This window comes from Psychroserpens sp. AS72 (assembly GCF_038900375.1).
Classification (GTDB): domain Bacteria; phylum Bacteroidota; class Bacteroidia; order Flavobacteriales; family Flavobacteriaceae; genus Psychroserpens.
The window spans coordinates 251302-271108 of the sequence record NZ_JBBMRC010000004.1 but is presented as its reverse complement, the minus strand read 5'-3'; the positions used below and the strand labels follow the sequence as shown (position 1 = coordinate 271108).

The 19807-nt window shown below is 30.5% G+C and carries 22 protein-coding genes; 19 read left to right on the top strand and 3 right to left on the bottom strand.

What is annotated here, in order from left to right:
* Window positions 1-37 precede the first annotated feature (37 nt).
* The 6 genes from WNY78_RS10190 (at window position 38) to WNY78_RS10165 (ending at window position 4652) form a co-directional block, all read left to right on the top strand.
* Window positions 38-1159, top strand: coding sequence for an ABC transporter permease (locus tag WNY78_RS10190; protein WP_342873094.1), 1122 nt, complete (start codon window positions 38-40; stop codon window positions 1157-1159).
* Window positions 1160-1170: 11 nt separating this feature from the next.
* Entirely contained in the window at window positions 1171-1917 is a 747-nt protein-coding gene (locus tag WNY78_RS10185) for a TIGR00730 family Rossman fold protein (RefSeq protein WP_342873093.1), read from the top strand.
* 403 nt (window positions 1918-2320) lie between these two features.
* Window positions 2321-2533: a hypothetical protein gene (locus WNY78_RS10180; RefSeq protein WP_342873092.1), complete on the top strand. Its 213-nt coding sequence runs from the start codon at window positions 2321-2323 to the stop codon at window positions 2531-2533.
* Window positions 2533-3420, top strand: coding sequence for a J domain-containing protein (locus WNY78_RS10175; RefSeq protein ID WP_342873091.1), 888 nt, complete (start codon window positions 2533-2535; stop codon window positions 3418-3420). Before WNY78_RS10180 ends, WNY78_RS10175 begins: the two co-directional genes overlap by 1 nt.
* 1 nt (window position 3421) lies before the next feature.
* A complete protein-coding gene (locus WNY78_RS10170; protein ID WP_342873090.1) occupies window positions 3422-3718 on the top strand; it encodes a chaperone modulator CbpM in 297 nt (98 codons plus the stop codon).
* A gap of 10 nt (window positions 3719-3728) precedes the next feature.
* Window positions 3729-4652 (top strand): mechanosensitive ion channel family protein, encoded by a 924-nt coding sequence (locus WNY78_RS10165; RefSeq protein WP_342873089.1) that lies wholly within the window; start codon window positions 3729-3731, stop codon window positions 4650-4652.
* Window positions 4653-4693: 41 nt separating this feature from the next.
* Here the strand turns inward: WNY78_RS10165 and WNY78_RS10160 are convergent, their stop codons facing one another.
* A complete protein-coding gene (locus tag WNY78_RS10160) occupies window positions 4694-5326 on the bottom strand; it encodes a hypothetical protein (protein ID WP_342873088.1) in 633 nt (210 codons plus the stop codon).
* 117 nt (window positions 5327-5443) lie between these two features.
* Here WNY78_RS10160 and WNY78_RS10155 point away from each other — a divergent pair, with 117 nt between their 5' ends.
* The 7 genes from WNY78_RS10155 to WNY78_RS10125 all read left to right on the top strand — a co-directional run bounded on the left by WNY78_RS10155 (window position 5444) and on the right by WNY78_RS10125 (window position 9929).
* The gene (locus tag WNY78_RS10155; RefSeq protein ID WP_342873087.1) at window positions 5444-6076 is read left to right on the top strand and encodes a Crp/Fnr family transcriptional regulator; all 633 of its coding nucleotides are present in this window, start codon (window positions 5444-5446) and stop codon (window positions 6074-6076) included.
* Between the two features lie 74 nt (window positions 6077-6150).
* Window positions 6151-7566, top strand: coding sequence for an MBL fold metallo-hydrolase (locus WNY78_RS10150; RefSeq protein ID WP_342873086.1), 1416 nt, complete (start codon window positions 6151-6153; stop codon window positions 7564-7566).
* A 124-nt stretch (window positions 7567-7690) separates the two neighbouring features.
* Window positions 7691-8050, top strand: a complete 360-nt coding sequence (locus tag WNY78_RS10145; RefSeq protein ID WP_342873085.1) for a rhodanese-like domain-containing protein — start codon at window positions 7691-7693, stop codon at window positions 8048-8050.
* A gap of 10 nt (window positions 8051-8060) precedes the next feature.
* Window positions 8061-8330 carry a heavy-metal-associated domain-containing protein gene (locus WNY78_RS10140; RefSeq protein WP_342873084.1) on the top strand — a complete coding sequence of 90 codons (270 nt, stop codon included), beginning with the start codon at window positions 8061-8063 and terminating at the stop codon, window positions 8328-8330.
* A gap of 10 nt (window positions 8331-8340) precedes the next feature.
* Window positions 8341-9363, top strand: coding sequence for a DUF3365 domain-containing protein (locus tag WNY78_RS10135; RefSeq protein ID WP_342873083.1), 1023 nt, complete (start codon window positions 8341-8343; stop codon window positions 9361-9363).
* 17 nt (window positions 9364-9380) lie between these two features.
* Window positions 9381-9677 carry a thioredoxin gene (gene trxA, locus WNY78_RS10130; RefSeq protein WP_342873082.1) on the top strand — a complete coding sequence of 99 codons (297 nt, stop codon included), beginning with the start codon at window positions 9381-9383 and terminating at the stop codon, window positions 9675-9677.
* 45 nt (window positions 9678-9722) lie between these two features.
* The gene (locus WNY78_RS10125; RefSeq protein WP_342873081.1) at window positions 9723-9929 is read left to right on the top strand and encodes a DUF2892 domain-containing protein; all 207 of its coding nucleotides are present in this window, start codon (window positions 9723-9725) and stop codon (window positions 9927-9929) included.
* Between the two features lie 167 nt (window positions 9930-10096).
* On the opposite strand, the gene WNY78_RS10120 is transcribed toward WNY78_RS10125, so the two are convergent.
* The gene (locus tag WNY78_RS10120; protein WP_342873080.1) at window positions 10097-12199 is read right to left on the bottom strand and encodes a TonB-dependent receptor; all 2103 of its coding nucleotides are present in this window, start codon (window positions 12197-12199) and stop codon (window positions 10097-10099) included.
* 65 nt (window positions 12200-12264) lie between these two features.
* Window positions 12265-12645, bottom strand: coding sequence for a hypothetical protein (locus WNY78_RS10115; RefSeq protein ID WP_342873079.1), 381 nt, complete (start codon window positions 12643-12645; stop codon window positions 12265-12267).
* Window positions 12646-12840: 195 nt separating this feature from the next.
* Here WNY78_RS10115 and WNY78_RS10110 point away from each other — a divergent pair, with 195 nt between their 5' ends.
* From WNY78_RS10110 to WNY78_RS10085, 6 genes are all read left to right on the top strand, one after another.
* Window positions 12841-13563, top strand: coding sequence for a peroxiredoxin (locus WNY78_RS10110; RefSeq protein WP_342873078.1), 723 nt, complete (start codon window positions 12841-12843; stop codon window positions 13561-13563).
* Window positions 13564-13673: 110 nt separating this feature from the next.
* Window positions 13674-15005 carry a cytochrome ubiquinol oxidase subunit I gene (locus WNY78_RS10105; RefSeq protein WP_342873077.1) on the top strand — a complete coding sequence of 444 codons (1332 nt, stop codon included), beginning with the start codon at window positions 13674-13676 and terminating at the stop codon, window positions 15003-15005.
* A 2-nt stretch (window positions 15006-15007) separates the two neighbouring features.
* Entirely contained in the window at window positions 15008-16084 is a 1077-nt protein-coding gene (gene cydB / locus WNY78_RS10100) for a cytochrome d ubiquinol oxidase subunit II (protein WP_342873076.1), read from the top strand.
* A gap of 15 nt (window positions 16085-16099) precedes the next feature.
* Entirely contained in the window at window positions 16100-16408 is a 309-nt protein-coding gene (locus WNY78_RS10095; RefSeq protein WP_342873075.1) for a hypothetical protein, read from the top strand.
* An 81-nt stretch (window positions 16409-16489) separates the two neighbouring features.
* On the top strand, window positions 16490-18103 hold the full coding sequence (locus WNY78_RS10090) for a T9SS type A sorting domain-containing protein (protein ID WP_342873074.1): 1614 nt from the start codon (window positions 16490-16492) through the stop codon (window positions 18101-18103).
* 245 nt (window positions 18104-18348) lie between these two features.
* The gene (locus tag WNY78_RS10085; protein ID WP_342873073.1) at window positions 18349-19806 is read left to right on the top strand and encodes an FAD/NAD(P)-binding oxidoreductase; all 1458 of its coding nucleotides are present in this window, start codon (window positions 18349-18351) and stop codon (window positions 19804-19806) included.
* The last annotated feature ends 1 nt before the right edge of the window (window position 19807 follow it).

Genomic DNA, 19807 nt, shown 5'->3' with positions numbered 1-19807 from the left:
AGTTTATCTTAAGCGGAGCCGTAAGGTAGGAAGTGATATGAAAACAATACTATACATTATACAAAAGGAGTTTAAGCAAATTTTTAGAAATAAAGGTATGCTTCCTATTATTTTTATATTGCCATTATTGCAACTCGTTATTTTATCTAATGCAGCTACTTTTGAAGTAAAGAATATCAAGTTTGGTTACATTGATAATGATCATACGTCAACATCCAGAGCATTAATTGAGAAATTTAGTGCTTCTAATTACTTTAATGTTTTAACAGATTTTTCTTCGGAATCATTAGCAAGTGCAGCAATGCTTAAAGGTGAAGTTGATGTTGTTTTAGAAATCCCAAACTATTTTGAGCGCGATTTGCAAAAAGATAAACACAATAATATAGGAGTAACCATTAACGCAATTGATGGTGCTGCAGCAGGAGTTGAAAATGTATATGTCACACAAATTGTACAACGCTTTAATAAACAGATTAAAGTTGATGTCTTGCAAATTTCCGATCAACAAATACAAACAATCCAAATAGAAACTATTCCGTTATTTTGGTACAACGAAACCTTAAATTATAAAACCTTTATGGTTCCAGGAATATTGGTTTTACTAGTTACTATGATTACATTATTTCTTTCTGGAATGAATATCGTACGCGAAAAAGAAATTGGTACTTTAGAACAAATCAACGTAACACCAATTAAAAAAAGTCAGTTTATAATAGGCAAACTGTTTCCGTTTTGGGTAATTGGTATGGGATTATTAACTGTTGGTTTAATATTAGCAAAAGTCATCTTTAATGTTCCCATGCTTGGGAGTTTACCTCTTATGTATTTCTATACTTCAATTTATATTTTGGTTATTTTAGGGATAGGACTTTTCATTTCCAACTTTACAGATACGCAACAACAAGCTATGTTTATTGCTTGGTTTTTTACAGTTATTTTTATTTTAATGAGTGGTTTATTTACACCAATTGAAAGCATGCCAAATTGGGCTCAAATTATTACAGAGTTTAACCCAATAAAGTATTTTGTAGAAGTCATGAGAATGGTTATGCTAAAAGGTTCTGGTTTTTATGATATTCTTCCGCAGGTATTAAAAACATTACTTTATGCTTTTGTTATGAATGGTTTAGCTGTATGGAGTTATAAAAAGACAACGTAAAAAACTATGCTATGAAGACTACTAATAAAATAAAATTATCAAAAGATGAATCTTTGTTTGTTCGAGGACCTTTATCTCGTTTTAAGGAATTATCCTTTGCTTTTAAAGTGTTTTTTAACTTTATAAAAGCCTTTAGAAAAATGCATTTTATTGGACCTTGTGTCACTGTTTTTGGGTCTGCAAGATTTACAAAAGATTCTGAACACTATAAGAGTGCTGAAAAAATTGGAGCAGCATTAGCAAAAACAGGATTTACAGTAATGACAGGTGGTGGTCCAGGAATTATGGAGGCTGCTAATAAAGGGGCTTATGAAACTGGAGGATACTCTGTAGGTTGTAATATTATACTACCATTCGAGCAAAAGCCAAATCAGTATCTGCACAAATGGATTGACATACCATACTTCTTTTTACGTAAAGTTATTCTTGTGAAATATTCTTATGGTTTTATTGTAATGCCTGGAGGCTTTGGTACACTAGACGAATTGTTTGAGGCTTTAATACTGATTCAAACCAATGTAATTAAAGATTTTCCTATAGTTATTTTCGATTCGGAATACCATAAAGAATTGTGTCATCATATTCAATTAATGGCAGAGAATGAAAGTATTAGTCCAGAAGATATGAAACTATTATTTGTTACCGATTCGGTCGAAGATGTTATAAAGCATATTGAATTACATACCATTAAAAAATTTGGATTGGTGAAAAAACAAGTCAAACCAAAATGGTGGTTAGGAGAGCGTTATAAAAAATAATTCGTAAAAAGTTTAGTTTTCATATTAATCTTTGTTGCATCGCATTTTGTTTTTGTGCAAAAGAATATTGATACTTTCCAAAAACTCGATTTGCAAAAAAGAGCTTTAATTATTCAAAGGGATTGTTATAGTATTTCTCTATAAGTTATAGAGAAAATATAAACCTTGATGGTTGAAGATAAAGTGAACTTATCATTTATTATTAGTAAGCTAAATGATTTCAAACTAATAACTAAGAAGTTTGGAACTATTAAAAAACAACATAAAGTTAGCTGTGTTGTCATGAATAAAATTGTGCAATAAGAAGAATGAGAACAATTTTATAATCCTATTTTAAATGATATTAATCATTTGTCCTTTTTTTATTTAAAACTAATTTTAATCCGTAATTTTAAAGGACATTATGAAAACATTACAAGACATAGAAAATCAGATAATAAGGCTAACAACTAGTATAGAAGTTAATTACCCAGAACTCTATGCTACTTTAGACGAAAATCCAATAACTATACCAACAAATGTTCATCCAGATATGGATGTTTCAATTATGGAAGAGTATTTAGAAAGCCTCAAAGACATATTAAAAGAATACATAAAAACACATAATAAACAGTAATGGCATTTATAGATTATTACAAAATATTAGGCATTTCAAAAAATGCAACAGAGAGCGATATCAAAAAAGCTTACAGGAAACTGGCTCGTAAATACCATCCAGATTTAAATCCTAATGATAAAGTTGCTGAAAAGAAATTCAAAGAAATTAATGAAGCCAATGAAGTTTTAAGTCATCCAGAAAATCGAAAAAAATATGATGAATATGGAGAGCATTGGAAACATTCTGAAGAGTACGAAAAGGCAAAACAACAACAAAAGCAATATCAAAGTAGTTCTCAAGGTCCTCAAGGAGGTTATTCTGAGGAAGATTTTTCAGATTTCTTTGGTTCTATGTTTGGAGGAAGAGCCTCAGGAAGTCGTGGTAGAGAAGTGAAATTTAAAGGTCAAGATTTTAATGCGCAATTAAAGTTAAACCTCAAAGATGTATACACTTCGCATAAGCAAACCTTAACAGTGAATTCTAAAAATATTCGTATAACGATTCCTGCAGGTGTAGAAAATGGTCAAATAATAAAAATAAAAGGTCATGGTGGAAAAGGAGTTAATGGTGGACCTAATGGAGACTTGTATATTGAATTTTCAATAACAAATGATTCTAAATTTAAAAGAGATGGTGATAACTTATACGCTACAGTAGATTTAGATTTATACAAAGCGCTTTTAGGTGGTGAAATTATGGTTGATACTTTCGACGGAAAAGTAAAATTAACAGTAAAACCAGAAACCCAAAATGGAACCAAAGTTAAGTTAAAGGGAAAAGGTTTTCCGAAGTATAAAAAAGATGGACAATTTGGTGATTTATTTATAACCTATACTATAAAAACACCTACAAATCTTTCTGCTAAAGAAAAAGAACTCTTTGTTGAACTTTCAAAATTACGTTAAAATGGACACGACACAACTTATCTCAATACAGCAATTTTGTACACATTATAAAGTTTCAGAAGCATTTATACATACGCTTCATGAATATGAACTGGTTGAAATTACCATCACTGAAGATGAAAATTATTTGCAAACCAATCAAATTAATGATGTAGAAAAAATGATGCGTTTACATTATGACCTTAATATAAATATTGAAGGTATTGATGCCATTTATAACCTATTAAAACAAGTAGAACAGCTACAATCTCAAATAAAAACACTTAATAATAAGCTGAATTCTTTCGAGGAATTATAAAAGCAATCCTATGACAGAACTAGAGCCTATAAAAGAATGGCTTAACAACAATCCTTTTGTTTTGAGTATGATCAAGTTTTTACTGATACTTACTCTTATATTACTTGGCATTCAACTACTAAGACGCTATTTAAAAAGAAAAATACCAAACACAGTTATACGCTATAAAGCGCAAAAAGGAATAGAAATTCTAGGCTATATAGTACTTGTGTTTTTAGTAATCACTTTTTTTTCTGGAGCCATAAAAGATTTTACTATAATTATTGGTTTATTCACTGCAGGATTAGCATTTACACTTCAAGAATTAATTTTAAGCATAGCTGGTTCTATGTACATTTTTTTAGTGAAAGTTTATAAACCTGGCGATCGTATAGAAATTAACGGTATCAAAGGTGATGTCATTGACGTTGATAGTATTTATACCACTATGATGGAAATTGGCGAATGGGTAACTAGTGATAATTACAGTGGACGTATAGTTAAACTAAGTAATGCTTTTGTGTTTAAAGGACCTATATATAATTACTCTAATGATTTTCCGTTTATTTGGGACGAATTTAATTTACCAATTCACTTTGGATCTGATATTGATTTGGCAAAATCAATTATTATTAAAATTGCTACAGAAACACTTTCAGAATATACAGCTAATTCAAAGGCTCAATGGAGCGAAGTTGTTAATAAATATTATATAGAAGATGCTCAAGTAGATCCTACATTGGCAATTACTTTAACAGATAATTGGATTCAATTCAATTTGAGATATATTGTCGATTTTAAAAAACGTCGACTTACAAAACATCTTTTAAATGATACAATCAGAAAAGAGTTTGAAGCTACAAATGGAAAAGTGATTCTTGCTTCAACGACTATTGAATTAATTAAAATACCAGAATTGAAAGTGAAGTTAAAGGAAGAAAAAACCTCACAATAGTGTAGCTACTAGAGTGAAATGAAACCTCAAAGGTTAACTTTCTAATTACTCTTCACAATTTGATGTTTTTCCAACGATTTAATAATAGCTGTCACATAATTATCAACTGTTTTATTAATTTGTTGAGGATCTACAATATCATATGAAGCAACCCAAACCAAAGATTTATCATTGTCTTCCTTTAAGTTATATAAAGTGGCTTCAATGTGATAAATTTTATAACTATTATAATAACCTTTGACATAATAGACATCCTGCGTTAAATAATAATAGCGTCCAAAACGTCTCCAATAATAATAAGGTCTAAAATCGTCTCCACTATAAGATACTTTTTCATCAACACCTTTAACAGCAGAAATTAAAACAGCATCAAAACCATCCTTAGAGAGTCTTTTTATTTCTTCATTAATTTCTTTTTCGGTTTGTTTTGAACTAGTGAATGTTGGTTTAAACACTTTATAACTCTCAACAGCTTCAATACCTCTGTTAGAGAGTTCTTTTTTTAATTGTTCTTCAAATAATGTTCTTCCACTAAGGTTATCTGTGAGTCCAATAATTAGAATTTTCTTTGGTTGATAGTTCTTATAATCATTATTTACCCAACTATCAGCAACTCTTGTAGTAGAACAACTTACTAATAATGACAACGCGAAGATGTATATAAGTGATTTCATAATTTCTATATTTTATCATATAAAACTATTTTATTTACAATGGTATCACAATGATATATATCAGTTCAATCTTTTTTTAAATGCTTATTTTTGAATTCATAATCTATTCCACAAAAAATGTTAGAAGAACTACAACAACATTATGGGTATTTGTTTGAAGATGAATTACTTCAAGAAATTAATAACGTAGGGACTTATAAGGATATTCCTGAAGGGTTTAAATTAATCGAAATTGGAGATTATATAAAATCAATGCCACTTTTGGTAAGTGGAGCCATTAAAATTTTAAGAGAAGATGATGATGGCGATGAACTCATTTTATATTTTATAGAACAAGGAGACACTTGTGCCATGACTTTATCGTGTTGCTTAGGAAATTCTAAAAGTGAAATTAGAGCCATTGCAGAAACAGATACGAAGCTAATTATGATTCCTGTTGCAAAAATGGAAGAATGGTTAGGTAAGTATAAATCATGGCAGAAATTTGTATTACAAAGCTACCATAACCGTATGACAGAGTTGTTAGAAGCTATAGATACCATTGCCTTTTTAAAAATGGATAAGCGTTTGTTTAAATATCTTAAAGATAAAGCAATGGTTAACCATAATGAAGTTATCCATGTAACCCATCAACAAATTGCAGGAGATTTGCACACATCTCGTGTCGTTATATCTAGATTACTAAAAACTCTAGAAATTGATGGTAAAATAGAATTGAATAGAAACCATATTAAAGTTATTGATCTTTAATAATGTAACTTTTGTTACATCATAAAATAGATATTAAAACTATTTTTGAATAGCATATAAAATAGTATTTAAAAATGAAAATAGAACAAATTTATACAGGTTGCTTAGCACATGCAGCTTATTATATAGAAAGTAAAGGTGAAGCTGCAATTATAGATCCGTTGAGAGAGGTTCAACCATATATTGATAGAGCAAAATTAGATGATGCAAAAATCAAATATATTTTTGAAACACATTTTCATGCAGATTTTGTTTCTGGACATTTAGATTTAAAAGCAAAAACTGGAGCACAAATAGTATTTGGTCCAACGGCAAAACCTTCTTACGAAGCTATAATTGCTAAAGATGGTCAAATATTTGAAGTAGGAGATTACAAAATCAAAGTAATTCACACTCCAGGTCACACGATGGAAAGTACAACGTATTTGTTAATTGACGAAAACGGAAAAGAGCATGGTATCGTTACTGGTGATACATTATTTATTGGAGATGTTGGTCGTCCAGATTTAGCACAAAAAATAGCTTCAGATTTAACGCAAGAAAAATTAGCAGGTTATTTATTTGATTCTCTTCGGAATAAAATTATGCCATTAAGTGATGATTTAATTGTGTACCCAAATCATGGAGCAGGATCTGCGTGTGGTAAAAACATGAGTAAAGAAACTACAGATACTTTAGGACATCAAAAGCAAGTCAATTACGCATTACGTGCAGATATGACTAAAGAGGAATTTATAAGTGAATTATTAGATGGTTTGTCTGAGCCACCAGCTTACTTTCCACAAAATGTCATGATGAATATAAAAGGTTATGAGAGTTTTGATAAGGTAATGTCAAAATCACAAAAACCATTAGCACCTAAAGCTTTTGAAGCTGCTGCAAACGAAACCGAAGCCATTGTATTAGATGTGCGTAATCAAACCGAATTTGTAAAAGGTCATATTCCGCGTTCTATTTTTATAGGTATAGACGGTGATTTTGCACCTTGGGTTGGCGCATTAATAGCTGATGTAAGTCAGCCAATATTATTAGTTGCTCCAATAGGAAGAGAAGAAGAAGTTATAACAAGACTTTCTCGTGTTGGTTTTGATAATGTTATAGGTTATTTAGAAGGTAGTTTTGAAGCGTGGAAAAATGCAGGAATGGATTATGATACATTAACTTCAATTTCTGCCGAAGAATTTGCAAATCGTTATGCAGATAATAAAGACGTAGTTTTTGATGTTAGAAAGGATGGAGAGTATACTGCAGAGCATGTTGAAGGAGCTAAACTTACTTCTTTAAATACACTTAATAATCATTTAAGTGAATTTCCAGATAATAAACCTTTCTATATACATTGTGCAGGAGGTTACAGATCTGTAATTGCAGCATCAATTTTAAAAAGTCGAGGCATACATAATTTAATAGATATTGCAGGAGGTTTTGGAGCTATAAAAAATACTTCGGTACCAACAACAGCATATGTTTGTCCTTCAACGTTGAAATAAAAATTTAGTGTATTGGTTAGTGAAAAGCGCGTATTACAGTCATGTAGTGCGTGCTTTTTTTGTGTAACAAAGGTTACCAACTAATACGTTCATTTAAATTAATTTTATAGTAAACAAACCCACAATGAAATACGTAATTATTATGTCGCTTTTTACTGCGTTATTTGGTGTAAATACATTTCAAAGTAATGCTATTAAGGTATTGTCTTTAACAGAATTTAAAGAACAAACCGAAAATAAAAATGTGCAATTAATAGATGTAAGAACATCAGACGAGTTTAACTCTGGACATATAAAAGATGCAATAAATATAGATTTTTACTCCGGAAATTTTAATGTAGAATTTAATAAATTAGATAAAGAACAACCAGTCTATGTGTATTGCAGAAGCGGAAGCAGAAGCAGACAAACATCAAACAAATTGGAGGCTATGGGATTTACCGAAATTTATGATCTTAAAGGAGGTTTTTTAAATTATAATTAAAACTAAGTGTATGAGAACTTCAGTACTAGTACAGAATTTAAAATGTGGTGGTTGTGCAAACACAATAACTACTAAAATTTCTGAAATAAAACATATTTCAGATATACGTGTTGATATAGATGAAAGTAAAGTGTCTTTTAATTATATAAATGATTTTGATGCTTTAGCTGTGAAAGATAAACTCAAAGCATTAGGATATCCTTCTATAGATGATGATAATAATTTGGTGTCTAAAGCAAAATCATTCGTGAGTTGTGCAACAGGCAAGATTTCAAAATAAAATTTAGAAAATGAAAAACCTCTTAATATTTTTAATTTTTTCTGTACTGATGTTTAGCTGTAATAACTCTAAAAATAAAGAGTATTCAGCATTAGTAAACAAACAGGACACTAATAAGCACCCAGGTAAAAAACTTATGGAAACCAATTGTTATACCTGTCACAGTCCATCTGCTAGTCAAGAGGATAGAATTGGTCCACCAATGATTGCTATTAAAAAACATTACTTAAATGACGATACTACGAAAGAGCAATTTATAGCTGCAATGCAATCTTGGATTAAAAACCCTAATGCAGAAGATGCTAAAATGTTTGGTGCAGTTAAACGTTTTGGAGTGATGCCTAAACAAGCATTTCCAGAAGAGACGATTAAGCAAATAGCAGATTATATGTATGATTTTGAAATAGACCAACCAGAATGGTTTGAAAGTCATTTTAATGAAGAAAAAGGAAACCATAATGGAAAAGGTAAAGGAAAAGGTAATAGAAAGGGAAAAGGTCAAGGTAAAGGCATGCAAAAGCAACAAGCGCAAACCAATTTTGATACTTTAACATATGGAGAACGTGGATTAAAATATGCTTTAAGTACTAAAGCAGTTTTAGGTAAAAACTTAATGGGAACTATTCAAAAAAAAGGAACTTTAGAAGCTTTAGTTTTTTGTAATGAAAAAGCATATCCATTAACAGATAGTATGTCTGTTTTGCATAATGCAGAAATAAAAAGAGTTTCAGATAAACCTAGAAATCAAAATAATCAAGCAAATGAAAAAGAATTGACGTATATTAATTCTTTTAAAAACGATATAAAAAATAATAGAGAACCAAAACCAATAATAGATAAAATAGATAATAAAGTGCAAGTTTATTATCCTATTACGACCAACTCAATGTGTTTACAATGTCATGGTAAACCAGAGCAGGATGTTAAAAAGCCAATACTAGAAAAAATAGAATTTCTATACCCAAAAGATAAAGCTTTAGGCTACAATGTTAATGAGGTTAGAGGTATTTGGAGTGTTACTTTTAATGACTAATTTGAAAAACGTCAGGTATGAGCAAATTTTCAGAAATTATAAATCAAGAAAAACCCGTTTTAGTAGATTTTTTTGCAGAATGGTGTGGACCATGTAAAATGATGAGTCCAATTTTAAAACAGGTTAAAGATAGCTTAGGTGATCGTGTATCTATTATTAAAATAGATGTAGATAAAAATCAAAGCTTAGCTTCAAAATATCAAGTTAGAGGTGTGCCAACAATGCTTTTGTTTAAAGAAGGAAAACAAATTTGGAGACAATCTGGTGTGCTACAAAAAGATGAAATCATAAACATCATTGCTTCTAATACTTAAAAAATTAATCTAAATCTTTTAGATATTAAATTTAAAATAAACACTATGAAAGTAAACATGGGAAAAATGGATAAAGCTGTAAGAGTTTTGATAGCAATTGTTATTGCAATTCTTTATTGGCAAGGAATTATCGAAGGAACTCTAGCATACATTCTATTAGCTCTATCAGCAATATTTGTATTAACTAGTTTGGTTAGTTTCTGTCCTTTATACACGCTTTTCGGAATTAACACCTGTAAAGTGCATAAGTAAACAGTTGTGATTTTTATTAAGTTAATGATGAATTTTTTATACATCTAAGGTGCTTTTTAATTTCAATATAAAACATCAACTTAATATTTCAGCTTAATAATTACCTTGTAAAAAAAAAAGGAGCACATTTAATATGCGCTCCTTTTTTTATTTAAATTATGAATGTTTTAAAACTTATACTGTAAAAAGGCAGATATATTACGACCTGGTTCTGTGATTGGAGTTCGTCCAAAATCTGCTTGATTAGTAAAAGAGAAATTTAAATGGTTATTATAAGCTTCATCAAAAGCATTTATAACTGCAACACCTAAAGTGATATTTTCTATTGGTTTTACACCAAAACGAACATCCAAAGTTTGATAACCTGCGGTTTCAGTTTCACCAAAACTTCTAGAAATTTCATCTTGTTTAGAAACGAGATTGTATTGTATATTTCCCCAAAATTTCTCTTTTTGAAAACCTAAACTTAACTTCGTAGTAAAAGGTGGAGTTAATGGTATGGATTCATTTAAGTCTTTGTTTTTAGCATACACATAAGCAAACTCTGTTTTAAAATAGTAGTCTTTCAAGAAATCTACTTGAGCCATAGCTTCAAAGCCAGTTTTGTAGGATTCGTCTATATTTTGAAATACTTTTACACTTGTAGGATCTAATGTAGGATTAAATTTTCTTGAAATGCTTGGATCTATCACACCAACAATATAGTTTTCAAAGAATGAATAATAAAAAGACGTTTCGTATGAAAAACTATCAAAACCATTTTTTAAAGGTATTCTGCCTTTAAACCCTATTTCAAACTGATTATTAACTTCAGCTTTCAAATTAGGATTACCAATATATTCATAAGGATCTTGGCCAACTGTAAAATGATTAATAAAACGCTCAATCATATTTGCTGATCGTATTCCACGACCATAAGCAACTTCTAAAGTGAAATTATCAGATACTCTATTTTTAATAGAAACGGTTCCACTTACATTATGTTCGGTTCGCTTTTCTAAATCGTACATTTCAGCAAAATCAGCTTCAGGATCTTGTATGTCTGATGTTACATTATCATAACGTATTCCAGCTGTAAATATAGATTTAGGACTAATAGAATATTTTGCTTCTGTAAAGACACCTATATCAGTAATATAAGAATCTTGCCAAACTTTGTCATTAAAAGTCATTGGCATTTGTAAAGGATTACCATTCATTATTTTTACCAATCTAGTTCTTCCTCCATCTCTAGCAATATGCATTGCATCTAATCCAGAAAATACATTTAATTTTTCTGCTGGTATCCAATTTAGTTCTAATTTACCACCAATAGTAGTTGCGTCCACAGCAGAGGAAGCTTCCATCATCATAAATGAAGGTCTGTTGTCATTAGTCATTAAATGATCCACATAACTATAATAAGCTTTTGCGGTTAAATATTTGACTACGTTTCCAATATGATCTAGTTTATAATCTAAAGATAAAATACTACTGTTATCATATTCAGTATCCATTGGTAATGCAGCATGTAAAACATCACGACCAAAAGATTGTCTCCAATGTGCTTGCAAACGTTGGTCATCTGAGAAGTTATATCCTATTTTAACGCCATAGTCTGTACTTCTAAAAGACGAAGGGATTTCTATACCATCACCATCTTCATAATTGCCAAAATCTCTGTAGCCAGCGTTAGCAACTATGTCATATTTTTCTTTAATGTACTGTAATTGAGCTAAGTTAACTAACGAGTTTCCGTTACTTTCATATCCTGCAGAAACTTTTCCATGTAAACCATAATCTTCATAATCTGGTTTTTGAGTCACTAAATTAACAATCCCTCCAAAAGTTGCTCCATAACGAACGGTGTATGGTCCTTTGATGATTTCAATTTTTGAAATTTCTTCAGGAATAATATGTGTGGTAATAGGATCCATTCTGTTTGGGCAAGCATGCATAGCCTTTGTGCCTCCATCATACTGAATGTTTAATTGCTCATATTGAGCAGCTCTAAATGAAGGGTCTATTGCATAATTACCTCTTTTTATAACCGAAAAACCGTTGATGTTATTAAATAAATCGGCTACATTTTTAGGTTGCACAATTTTTTCGTCATATTTATTAGCAACGACTGTAAGTACTGGATCATTTTTAGAATTACCAGTAACTATAACTTCATCTAGTTTTGTAATTTTTTGTTTTGTGGTGTCTTTTTTAGTTTCATTTTTTTCTTGACCAAAAGACATGACTGTGATGAGTGCGCATAATAGCACACTATAAAATGTTTTCATTATAGTGATTTTGAATTTAACTTTAGTATTTGTGGTAGCTTAAACTACCATTTACAGAAGGGAAATTAAACTTGTGGAGGATGAAAACAATCGTATATAGAATTGTAGGAATATAGATTTTGGTAAGCTGTTAAATTTGGTTTTTTAAGATGTGTTTTTTGCTGAAATGTAACAGGCTCAAAAGTATTTGTAAATAAAATAAGCTCTTTAAAGTCTACAACGCTTTCTGGAGTTTTTTGATCTTTATCTTGTGTTTTAGCAATCTTACTTAAATGACATTTTCCGTTACATTTCAATTCTGGTTTATCTAGATTTTCACAAAATGTTTCAATAAAACTAACAGGATCTAAATTATAATAAGTATAATTTATCGTCACTCTAGTACTATTAAATAGTATAAGCGATGTTAAAAAATATGTAAATATGATCGTGCTTATTTTCATCATTGCAAAAATAAGATTAAGTACTATTATCTAAGATGATTTTTATCATGTTTTTTAGTAATTAGGACTTTTTTATCTTTTATTGTTTTTCCTTATAATAGTATAAACTTTTAATATTGTTTAAGTGACAAATGTTACAAACCAAAATGGAGTTCTAAAGTAATTTTACAGTATAAATAATTTAAAACTATTAATATTATGAATACTTTAGAAACCGTACAACAAGAAACATTTGCAATGCCAAGAATTGGTGATAAAGCACCAGAGTTTAAAGCTGTAACAACACAAGGAGATATTAATTACCCTTCAGATTATAAAGGAAAATGGTCTATTTTATTTAGCCATCCTGCAGATTTTACGCCTGTTTGCACCTCTGAGTTTATGACATTTGCGCATTTAGAAGAAAAATTTGAAAAGGCAAATTGTAGTCTTATAGGTTTGTCAATTGATGGTTTATACAGTCATATTGCTTGGTTAAGAACTATTAAAGACAAAATTGAATTTAACGGAATGAAAAACATTGAAGTTAAATTTCCTTTAATTGAAGATATTTCTATGGAAGTTGCTAAAAAATATGGAATGATTCAACCAGGTGAAAGCAAAACACAAGCAGTAAGAGCTGTCTTTTTTGTAGATCCAAACGAAACTGTAAGAGCAATTATATATTACCCATTAAGTTTAGGACGTAATTTTGATGAGCTATACAGAGCCTTAATTGCAATGCAAACTTCAGATAAATTTAACGTTGCAACTCCTGCAGATTGGAATCCTGGTGACGATGTTATTGTGTCTCCAGCTGGATCTTGTGGTGTCGCAGAAGAACGCATGACATCTACTGATGATTTAGACTGTAAAGATTGGTTTTTCTGTACTAAAAAATTAGATAAAGATGTAATTTTAGATAGCATTCTTAAAAAATAATTAGAGAGTTAATCAATATTATAAAAAGCCTCTTTTTGAGGCTTTTTTGTAATAAAAGTTACATGGATTTTAAGGTCTGTGTCGTATTTTTATAATCTAAAATTCAGAATATGGAAGACATGCTCTTTTATGATAGAATGCAGTTTGCATTTACAATCACATTTCACTACTTATTTCCGCAATTAACCATGGGATTATCACTATTGATAGTCTACTTTAAGGGTAAGTTTCTATACTCCAAAATGGAGAAATATAACGATGCTGCAAAATTCTGGATGAAGATTTTTGCGCTCAATTTTGCAATGGGAGTCGTTACTGGTATTCCTATGGAATTTCAATTTGGTACCAATTGGGCTAAGTTTTCGGAGCTTACAGGTGGTATTATAGGTCAAACCTTAGCAATGGAAGGTATGTTTTCCTTCTTTTTAGAATCGTCCTTTTTAGGACTCTTTTTATTTGGTGAGAAACTCTTAGGTCATAAACTACATTTTCTCACTGGTTTTCTCGTCTTTTTAGGCTCTTGGGCAAGTGGTTATTTAATTATAGCAACACATTCTTGGATGCAATATCCAGTTGGCTACGAGATCTTAGAAAACGGAAAATTTGTACTAAATAACTTTGGTGCTTTATTTTCTAATCCTTGGTTATTACCTTCTTATTTACATAATCAAGCAGCTTCGTTAGTGACATCATCATTTGTTGTTGCAGCTATTGGAGCCTTTTATTTACTAAATAATAAGCATCATGAATTTGGTAAACTTTTTGTGAAAACTGGAGTTGTCTTCGGATTAATTTCTAGCTTATTAGTTGCGTTTCCAACTGGAGATTTAGCGGCTAAAAACGTTGTCAAACATCAACCTGTAACTTTTGCAGCAATGGAAGGTATATTTGAAACCGAAGATGGAGGTTCAGAAATTGTACTTATCGGACAACCAAACATGCTTGAGAAAAAATTAGATAATAAAATTGCTGTACCTAATATACTAAGCTTTTTAACCTATCAAAAATGGGATGCGCAAATAAAAGGACTCAATGAGTTTGATGAAAGTGTGCATCCAACTAATGTTCCAGGTTTATACTATGCATATCATATTATGGTTGGATTAGGTACTATTTTCATTGGTTTAATGTTGATCGCAGTAGTGCAACTATTCAGAAAAAAGCTCTATAAAACGAAATGGATATTATGGTCGCTTATGTTTATGTTACCATTTCCATACATTGCAAATACTACTGGTTGGTACACAGCAGAATTAGGTAGACAACCTTGGTTAGTGTACAATCTGTTACGTACAGCAGATGGAGCTTCTCCAACAGTCTCAGCAGGAAATACATTATTTACTTTATTAGGATTTATAGGCTTGTATTTGCTTTTAGGATTACTGTTTTTAATGTTAGCAGGAAAAATTATTAATAAAGGACCACAACTAAATCAACACTAATTATGGAATTATTTTGGTATATCGTTTTAATGACAATGTTAGCTGTTTATGTGATTTTAGATGGTTACGATTTTGGTGCAGGAATTATTCATTTATTCTTCGCCAAAACCGAAAAAGATAAAAAAGCAATCACTAATGCAATAGGTCCTTTCTGGGATGCTAATGAAGTATGGTTAATTGCAGCAGGAGGTGTTTTGTTTTTTGCTTTCCCAACGTTATATGCTTCTTCTTTTAGTGGCTTTTATTTGCCTTTGATGATGATTCTTTGGTTGCTTATTTTTAGAGCAATTGGTTTAGAATTAAGGGGACAAGTTCACAACAAAATTTGGGAAGCTATTTGGGATAAAGCTTTTGGGATTTCAAGTTTATTATTAGCACTCTTTTTTGGTGTCGCTTTAGGTAATGTAGTTAGAGGTGTTAATTTAGGTAATGTAGTAAACGGAGTCTCAACTCATGAAGCACATTATTTCTTTTTACCACTTTGGAATCCTACTTTTAGTCCGCAAGCAGAACAACTTGGAATCATAGATTGGTTCACCTTATTATTAGGAATTGTTGGAGTAGTAGCTCTAACTATTCATGGTGCTAATTGGATTATTTTTAAAACCAATTCCGATTTAAACGAAAAATTGAAACGCGTAGTATTCAATCTAAACATTGTGTTATTAGCACTAGTTATTATTTCACTGTTAATTTGGCATATTATTGAGCCGCAACCATTTCATAATTTTTTAGATAAACCTTGGTTGTGGATATTCCCAATAATCACTTTTATAGGCTTATTTGGTTTATTTAAAGTGAAATCGTTTAAACGACACGGACAAGGATTTTTGTTTTCATGCTTGTTTTTATTTGGAGGATTAACATCTACTGTAGCATCTATTTTTCCAAAGGTATTACCTTCTACAAATACTTTAAATCCAGATTTAACCTTGTATAACGTTGCAGCACATGAGTATGGATTATCTGTTGGAGTCTATTGGTTTGCAATTGCAGTCGTTTTAGTTGCTATCTATATGGTTATTCAGTATCGTGTTTTTAAAGGGAAAATGGATGATGTTGGCTATGGCGAACATTAATTAAACTTTTGAATTATGACAGGAACATTAATTTCTTTAATTAGTATTTTCATAGGTATCATTTCAGCAAATGCATTTGGTTCTTTTAATAAAAAATATAGTTTCGGATTTACAGGAAATACATTAGTAGGTGTTTTTGGAAGCATTTTTTTGATCAAAACTTTGGGCAGATTAGGTTTTGATCCTTGGTCAATAATGCAAGATGACATATTTCATAGTAGATTATTTTTAATCAACTGTTTAATCTCCATTTTAGGAGGTGTGTTAGGACTCTTGTTAATTAAATATTTAGATAATAAAATGAATAAAAAAGCAGCTAATTAGCTGCTTTTTTTGTGTAACATAAGTTGCATAAATTGATATTATATTTTCGGACTTTTGAATATGTAATAAAATTCAATAATTATGAAAATTAAATTATTATTCTCAATTTTTTTAGCATTATTAATAACAAATAGAGTATTATCTCAAGACCAATTCACAGTTCAAATAGAGCCTTTTATAATTACAAATGCACCAAACATCCATTCTTTTTCTTGGGGAAAAACTACAGATGGCAAATGGGTAATTTTAGGAGGAAGAATAGATGGATTACACCAAAGACAACCTTTTGCAGCTTTTCTAGAAAACGATAATAACAAAAATGTATATGTGATAGATCCTATCGCTAATCAAACATGGAGTACTTCAATAAGTGTATTGCAGGCATCCTTATTTGAACAATTGCAATCTACAAATCAAGAATTTTATCAAAGAGGAAATATGTTATACGTAATTGGTGGTTATGGCTTTAGCACTTCGGAAAACGATCATATCACTTATGATAAATTAACGGCTGTAGATATAGATGGATTAGCCAATGCAGTTATAAATAATACAAGTATTATTACTTTTTTTAGACAAATAACAAATACAAATCTTGCAGTTACTGGAGGACATTTAGGATTTCTAAATGATGTGTTTTATTTGTGTGGAGGACAATATTTTGAAGGCAGGTATAACCCAATGGGACCAAATAATGGACCTGGGTTTATTCAAAATTATACTGATGAAATAAGAACTTTTGAAATTAATGATGATGGTACAAATCTGTCAATAGTAAATTATTCTGCACAAAATGATACTAATAATTTACATAGAAGAGACTATAATATGTCACCTCAAATTTTTCCTGATGGAACGCCCGGTTTTACCATGTTTAGTGGTGTTTTTCAACATACAGTAAATTTACCATGGTTAAACACAGTAGATGTTACAGCTTCTGGATACACTGTAAACAATACTTTTAATCAATATTTAAGTCAATATCACAGTGCTAAAACGCCAATTTATGATACTTCAAATAATGTAATGCATACTATATTTTTTGGCGGAATAAGTCAATATAAATTAGATGCAAATGATAATTTGATACAAGATGATAACATTCCCTTTGTGAAAACTATAAGTAAAGTTTCAAGGTTTAGTGATGGATCAATGGTAGAAAGTAGTCTGGAAATAGAAATGCCAACATTTTTAGGTTCTGGAGCAGAGTTTATTCCATTAAATAATAATTCAAATTATTTAACTAATGAAATAGTAGATATCAATAATTTACAAGAAGGTGTAACACATGTTGGTTATATTTTTGGAGGTATCGAAAGCACCCAAGAAAATATTTTTTTTATTAATAATGGTACACAAAGTAGCGCAAGCAATTTAGCGTTTAAAGTATTTATAAATAAATCGACTTTAAGTGTAAATGAAGTTGAACTTAGTCCAGATAATATCTATAATTTAAAAGTATACCCAAACCCTTCTAATGGTATTTTTTCAATTGAAATTTTTATTCCAAATACTGAAAAAAACTCATTAGAAGTTTTTGATCTTTTAGGTAAGAAAGTGAAATCAGTTAGTATAGATAAATCTATTGGATTGAAAACAATGTCTTTGGATTTAAGAAAAATGGCTTCTGGAGAATACATTGTAGTATTTAAAAATAATACAAATGTTATCGAGAAAAAGATAATTAAATTGTAAGTGTACTGATTTGGTTGTCAGTGGTTTCAGTTGGTATTTTAAGAAGAGATGTTGTAACGCTTTAATAACCTCTTTTCTTGTTGTAAAAAGTAGTGTGTAAGTAACAAAAGTTGCTGTGTACTTACTATTAAAATATAACCTTTAGAGCATGATTAAGGTGTTCTGTTTAGCAGATAATCAAAATGATATATATCATTTTGTGACCTTATTTTTTAAACTAATTTTATAATATAAAATCATATAAAATGTCTAAAATTGTTATTCTAGGAGCAGGGATTTCTGGTCATGTTGCAGCAGCACATTTACGAAGAAAACTTCCTGAAAAACACGAAGTTGTTGTCGTGTCACCTAACAGTAATTACCAATGGATTCCTTCCAATATTTGGGTTGGAATTGGTAGAATGAAATCTTCGGAAATATTATTTCCATTAGCACCTTTATATAAAAAGAAAGGGATTGATTATAAACAAGCAAAAGCGATTTCGTTTCATCCTGAAGGTGATAAAAGTGAAGGAAAACCTTATGTTTTAGCAGAATATGTAGCAGGTGAAAATATAGCACAACAAGAAAAAATAACATACGATTACTTAATAAATGCAACTGGTCCAAAATTAAACTTTGAAGCAACTGAAGGTTTAATTCCTGGTCAAAACAAAACCTACTCAGTTTGTACTTATACGCATGCAAATCATGCTTGGGAAGGCTTAAACGAAGTCATCCAACAAATGAAAGCCGGTAAGAAAATGAAAATTTTAATTGGTACAGGACACGCAAAATCAACCTGTCAAGGTGCTGCTTTCGAGTACATATTAAATGTGGAACAAGAATTACGTAGACATAATGTGCGTGATATGGCAGAAGTCACTTGGATTTCTAACGAATATCAATTAGGTGATTTTGGGATGGATGGCATGTTGTTAAGCTACGGAAGCATGACTATGAAATCTCATGAAATGGTCGAGATGATTTTTGAAGACAGAGACATTAAATGGATTCTTGGAGCTGGAGTTGAAAAAATAGAAGATGGTCTAGCGCATTACGAAAATTTAGAAGGCGAGCATAAAACTGAAAGTTATGATTTTGCAATGCTAATTCCATCCTTTTCTGGACATGGTTTTAAAGCCTATGACAAAAACGAAAAAGACATCACAGAAAAACTCTTTAAAGGATTCATGATTGTTGATGCAGATTATACACCAAAACCTTATGAAGAATGGTCAGTAAAAGATTGGCCAGAGACCTATCAAAATCCTAGTTATAAAAACATTTTTGCACCAGGAATTGCATTTGCGCCTCCACATGCTATTTCTAAACCAAGAACGAGTAAAAACGGAACGGTTATCTCACCAGCTCCTCCAAGAACAGGTATGCCTTCTGGTATCACAGCAAAATTAGTAGCAGATAATATTATTGATACCATAAAAAACGGAAAAGAATCATTAGATCATAAAGGATCTATGGGGAATATGGGAGCAGCTTGTATTGCTTCTGCTGGTTACGGTATGACAAAAGGAAGTGGAGTTAGTATCACAACCTATCCAATTGTTCCAGATTATGAAAAATACCCAAAAACACAAGGTCGACAATTAGGAAAAACCTTTGGAGAAATTGGTTTAGCAGGACATTGGCTTAAACTTGCTTTACATTATGCGTTTATATATAAAGCAAAAATGAAACCATTTTGGTGGTTGATTCCTGAATAGG

Bases quoted from the DNA above. Each gene is read 5' to 3' on its own strand.
- WNY78_RS10110 (WP_342873078.1), top strand. From the start codon at position 12,841: ATGAATACTTTAGAAACCGTACAACAAGAAACATTTGCAATGCCAAGA.
- WNY78_RS10125 (WP_342873081.1), top strand. From the start codon at position 9,723: ATGAAAGTAAACATGGGAAAAATGGATAAAGCTGTAAGAGTTTTGATA.
- WNY78_RS10185 (WP_342873093.1), top strand. From the start codon at position 1,171: ATGAAGACTACTAATAAAATAAAATTATCAAAAGATGAATCTTTGTTT.
- WNY78_RS10120 (WP_342873080.1), bottom strand. From the start codon at position 12,199: ATGAAAACATTTTATAGTGTGCTATTATGCGCACTCATCACAGTCATG.
- cydB (WP_342873076.1), top strand. From the start codon at position 15,008: ATGGAATTATTTTGGTATATCGTTTTAATGACAATGTTAGCTGTTTAT.
- WNY78_RS10135 (WP_342873083.1), top strand. From the start codon at position 8,341: ATGAAAAACCTCTTAATATTTTTAATTTTTTCTGTACTGATGTTTAGC.
- WNY78_RS10145 (WP_342873085.1), top strand. From the start codon at position 7,691: ATGAAATACGTAATTATTATGTCGCTTTTTACTGCGTTATTTGGTGTA.
- WNY78_RS10170 (WP_342873090.1), top strand. From the start codon at position 3,422: ATGGACACGACACAACTTATCTCAATACAGCAATTTTGTACACATTAT.
- WNY78_RS10180 (WP_342873092.1), top strand. From the start codon at position 2,321: ATGAAAACATTACAAGACATAGAAAATCAGATAATAAGGCTAACAACT.
- WNY78_RS10095 (WP_342873075.1), top strand. From the start codon at position 16,100: ATGACAGGAACATTAATTTCTTTAATTAGTATTTTCATAGGTATCATT.
- WNY78_RS10155 (WP_342873087.1), top strand. From the start codon at position 5,444: ATGTTAGAAGAACTACAACAACATTATGGGTATTTGTTTGAAGATGAA.
- WNY78_RS10105 (WP_342873077.1), top strand. From the start codon at position 13,674: ATGGAAGACATGCTCTTTTATGATAGAATGCAGTTTGCATTTACAATC.
- WNY78_RS10090 (WP_342873074.1), top strand. From the start codon at position 16,490: ATGAAAATTAAATTATTATTCTCAATTTTTTTAGCATTATTAATAACA.
- WNY78_RS10160 (WP_342873088.1), bottom strand. From the start codon at position 5,326: ATGAAATCACTTATATACATCTTCGCGTTGTCATTATTAGTAAGTTGT.
- WNY78_RS10165 (WP_342873089.1), top strand. From the start codon at position 3,729: ATGACAGAACTAGAGCCTATAAAAGAATGGCTTAACAACAATCCTTTT.
- WNY78_RS10190 (WP_342873094.1), top strand. From the start codon at position 38: ATGAAAACAATACTATACATTATACAAAAGGAGTTTAAGCAAATTTTT.
- WNY78_RS10175 (WP_342873091.1), top strand. From the start codon at position 2,533: ATGGCATTTATAGATTATTACAAAATATTAGGCATTTCAAAAAATGCA.
- trxA (WP_342873082.1), top strand. From the start codon at position 9,381: ATGAGCAAATTTTCAGAAATTATAAATCAAGAAAAACCCGTTTTAGTA.
- WNY78_RS10140 (WP_342873084.1), top strand. From the start codon at position 8,061: ATGAGAACTTCAGTACTAGTACAGAATTTAAAATGTGGTGGTTGTGCA.
- WNY78_RS10115 (WP_342873079.1), bottom strand. From the start codon at position 12,645: ATGATGAAAATAAGCACGATCATATTTACATATTTTTTAACATCGCTT.
- WNY78_RS10150 (WP_342873086.1), top strand. From the start codon at position 6,151: ATGAAAATAGAACAAATTTATACAGGTTGCTTAGCACATGCAGCTTAT.
- WNY78_RS10085 (WP_342873073.1), top strand. From the start codon at position 18,349: ATGTCTAAAATTGTTATTCTAGGAGCAGGGATTTCTGGTCATGTTGCA.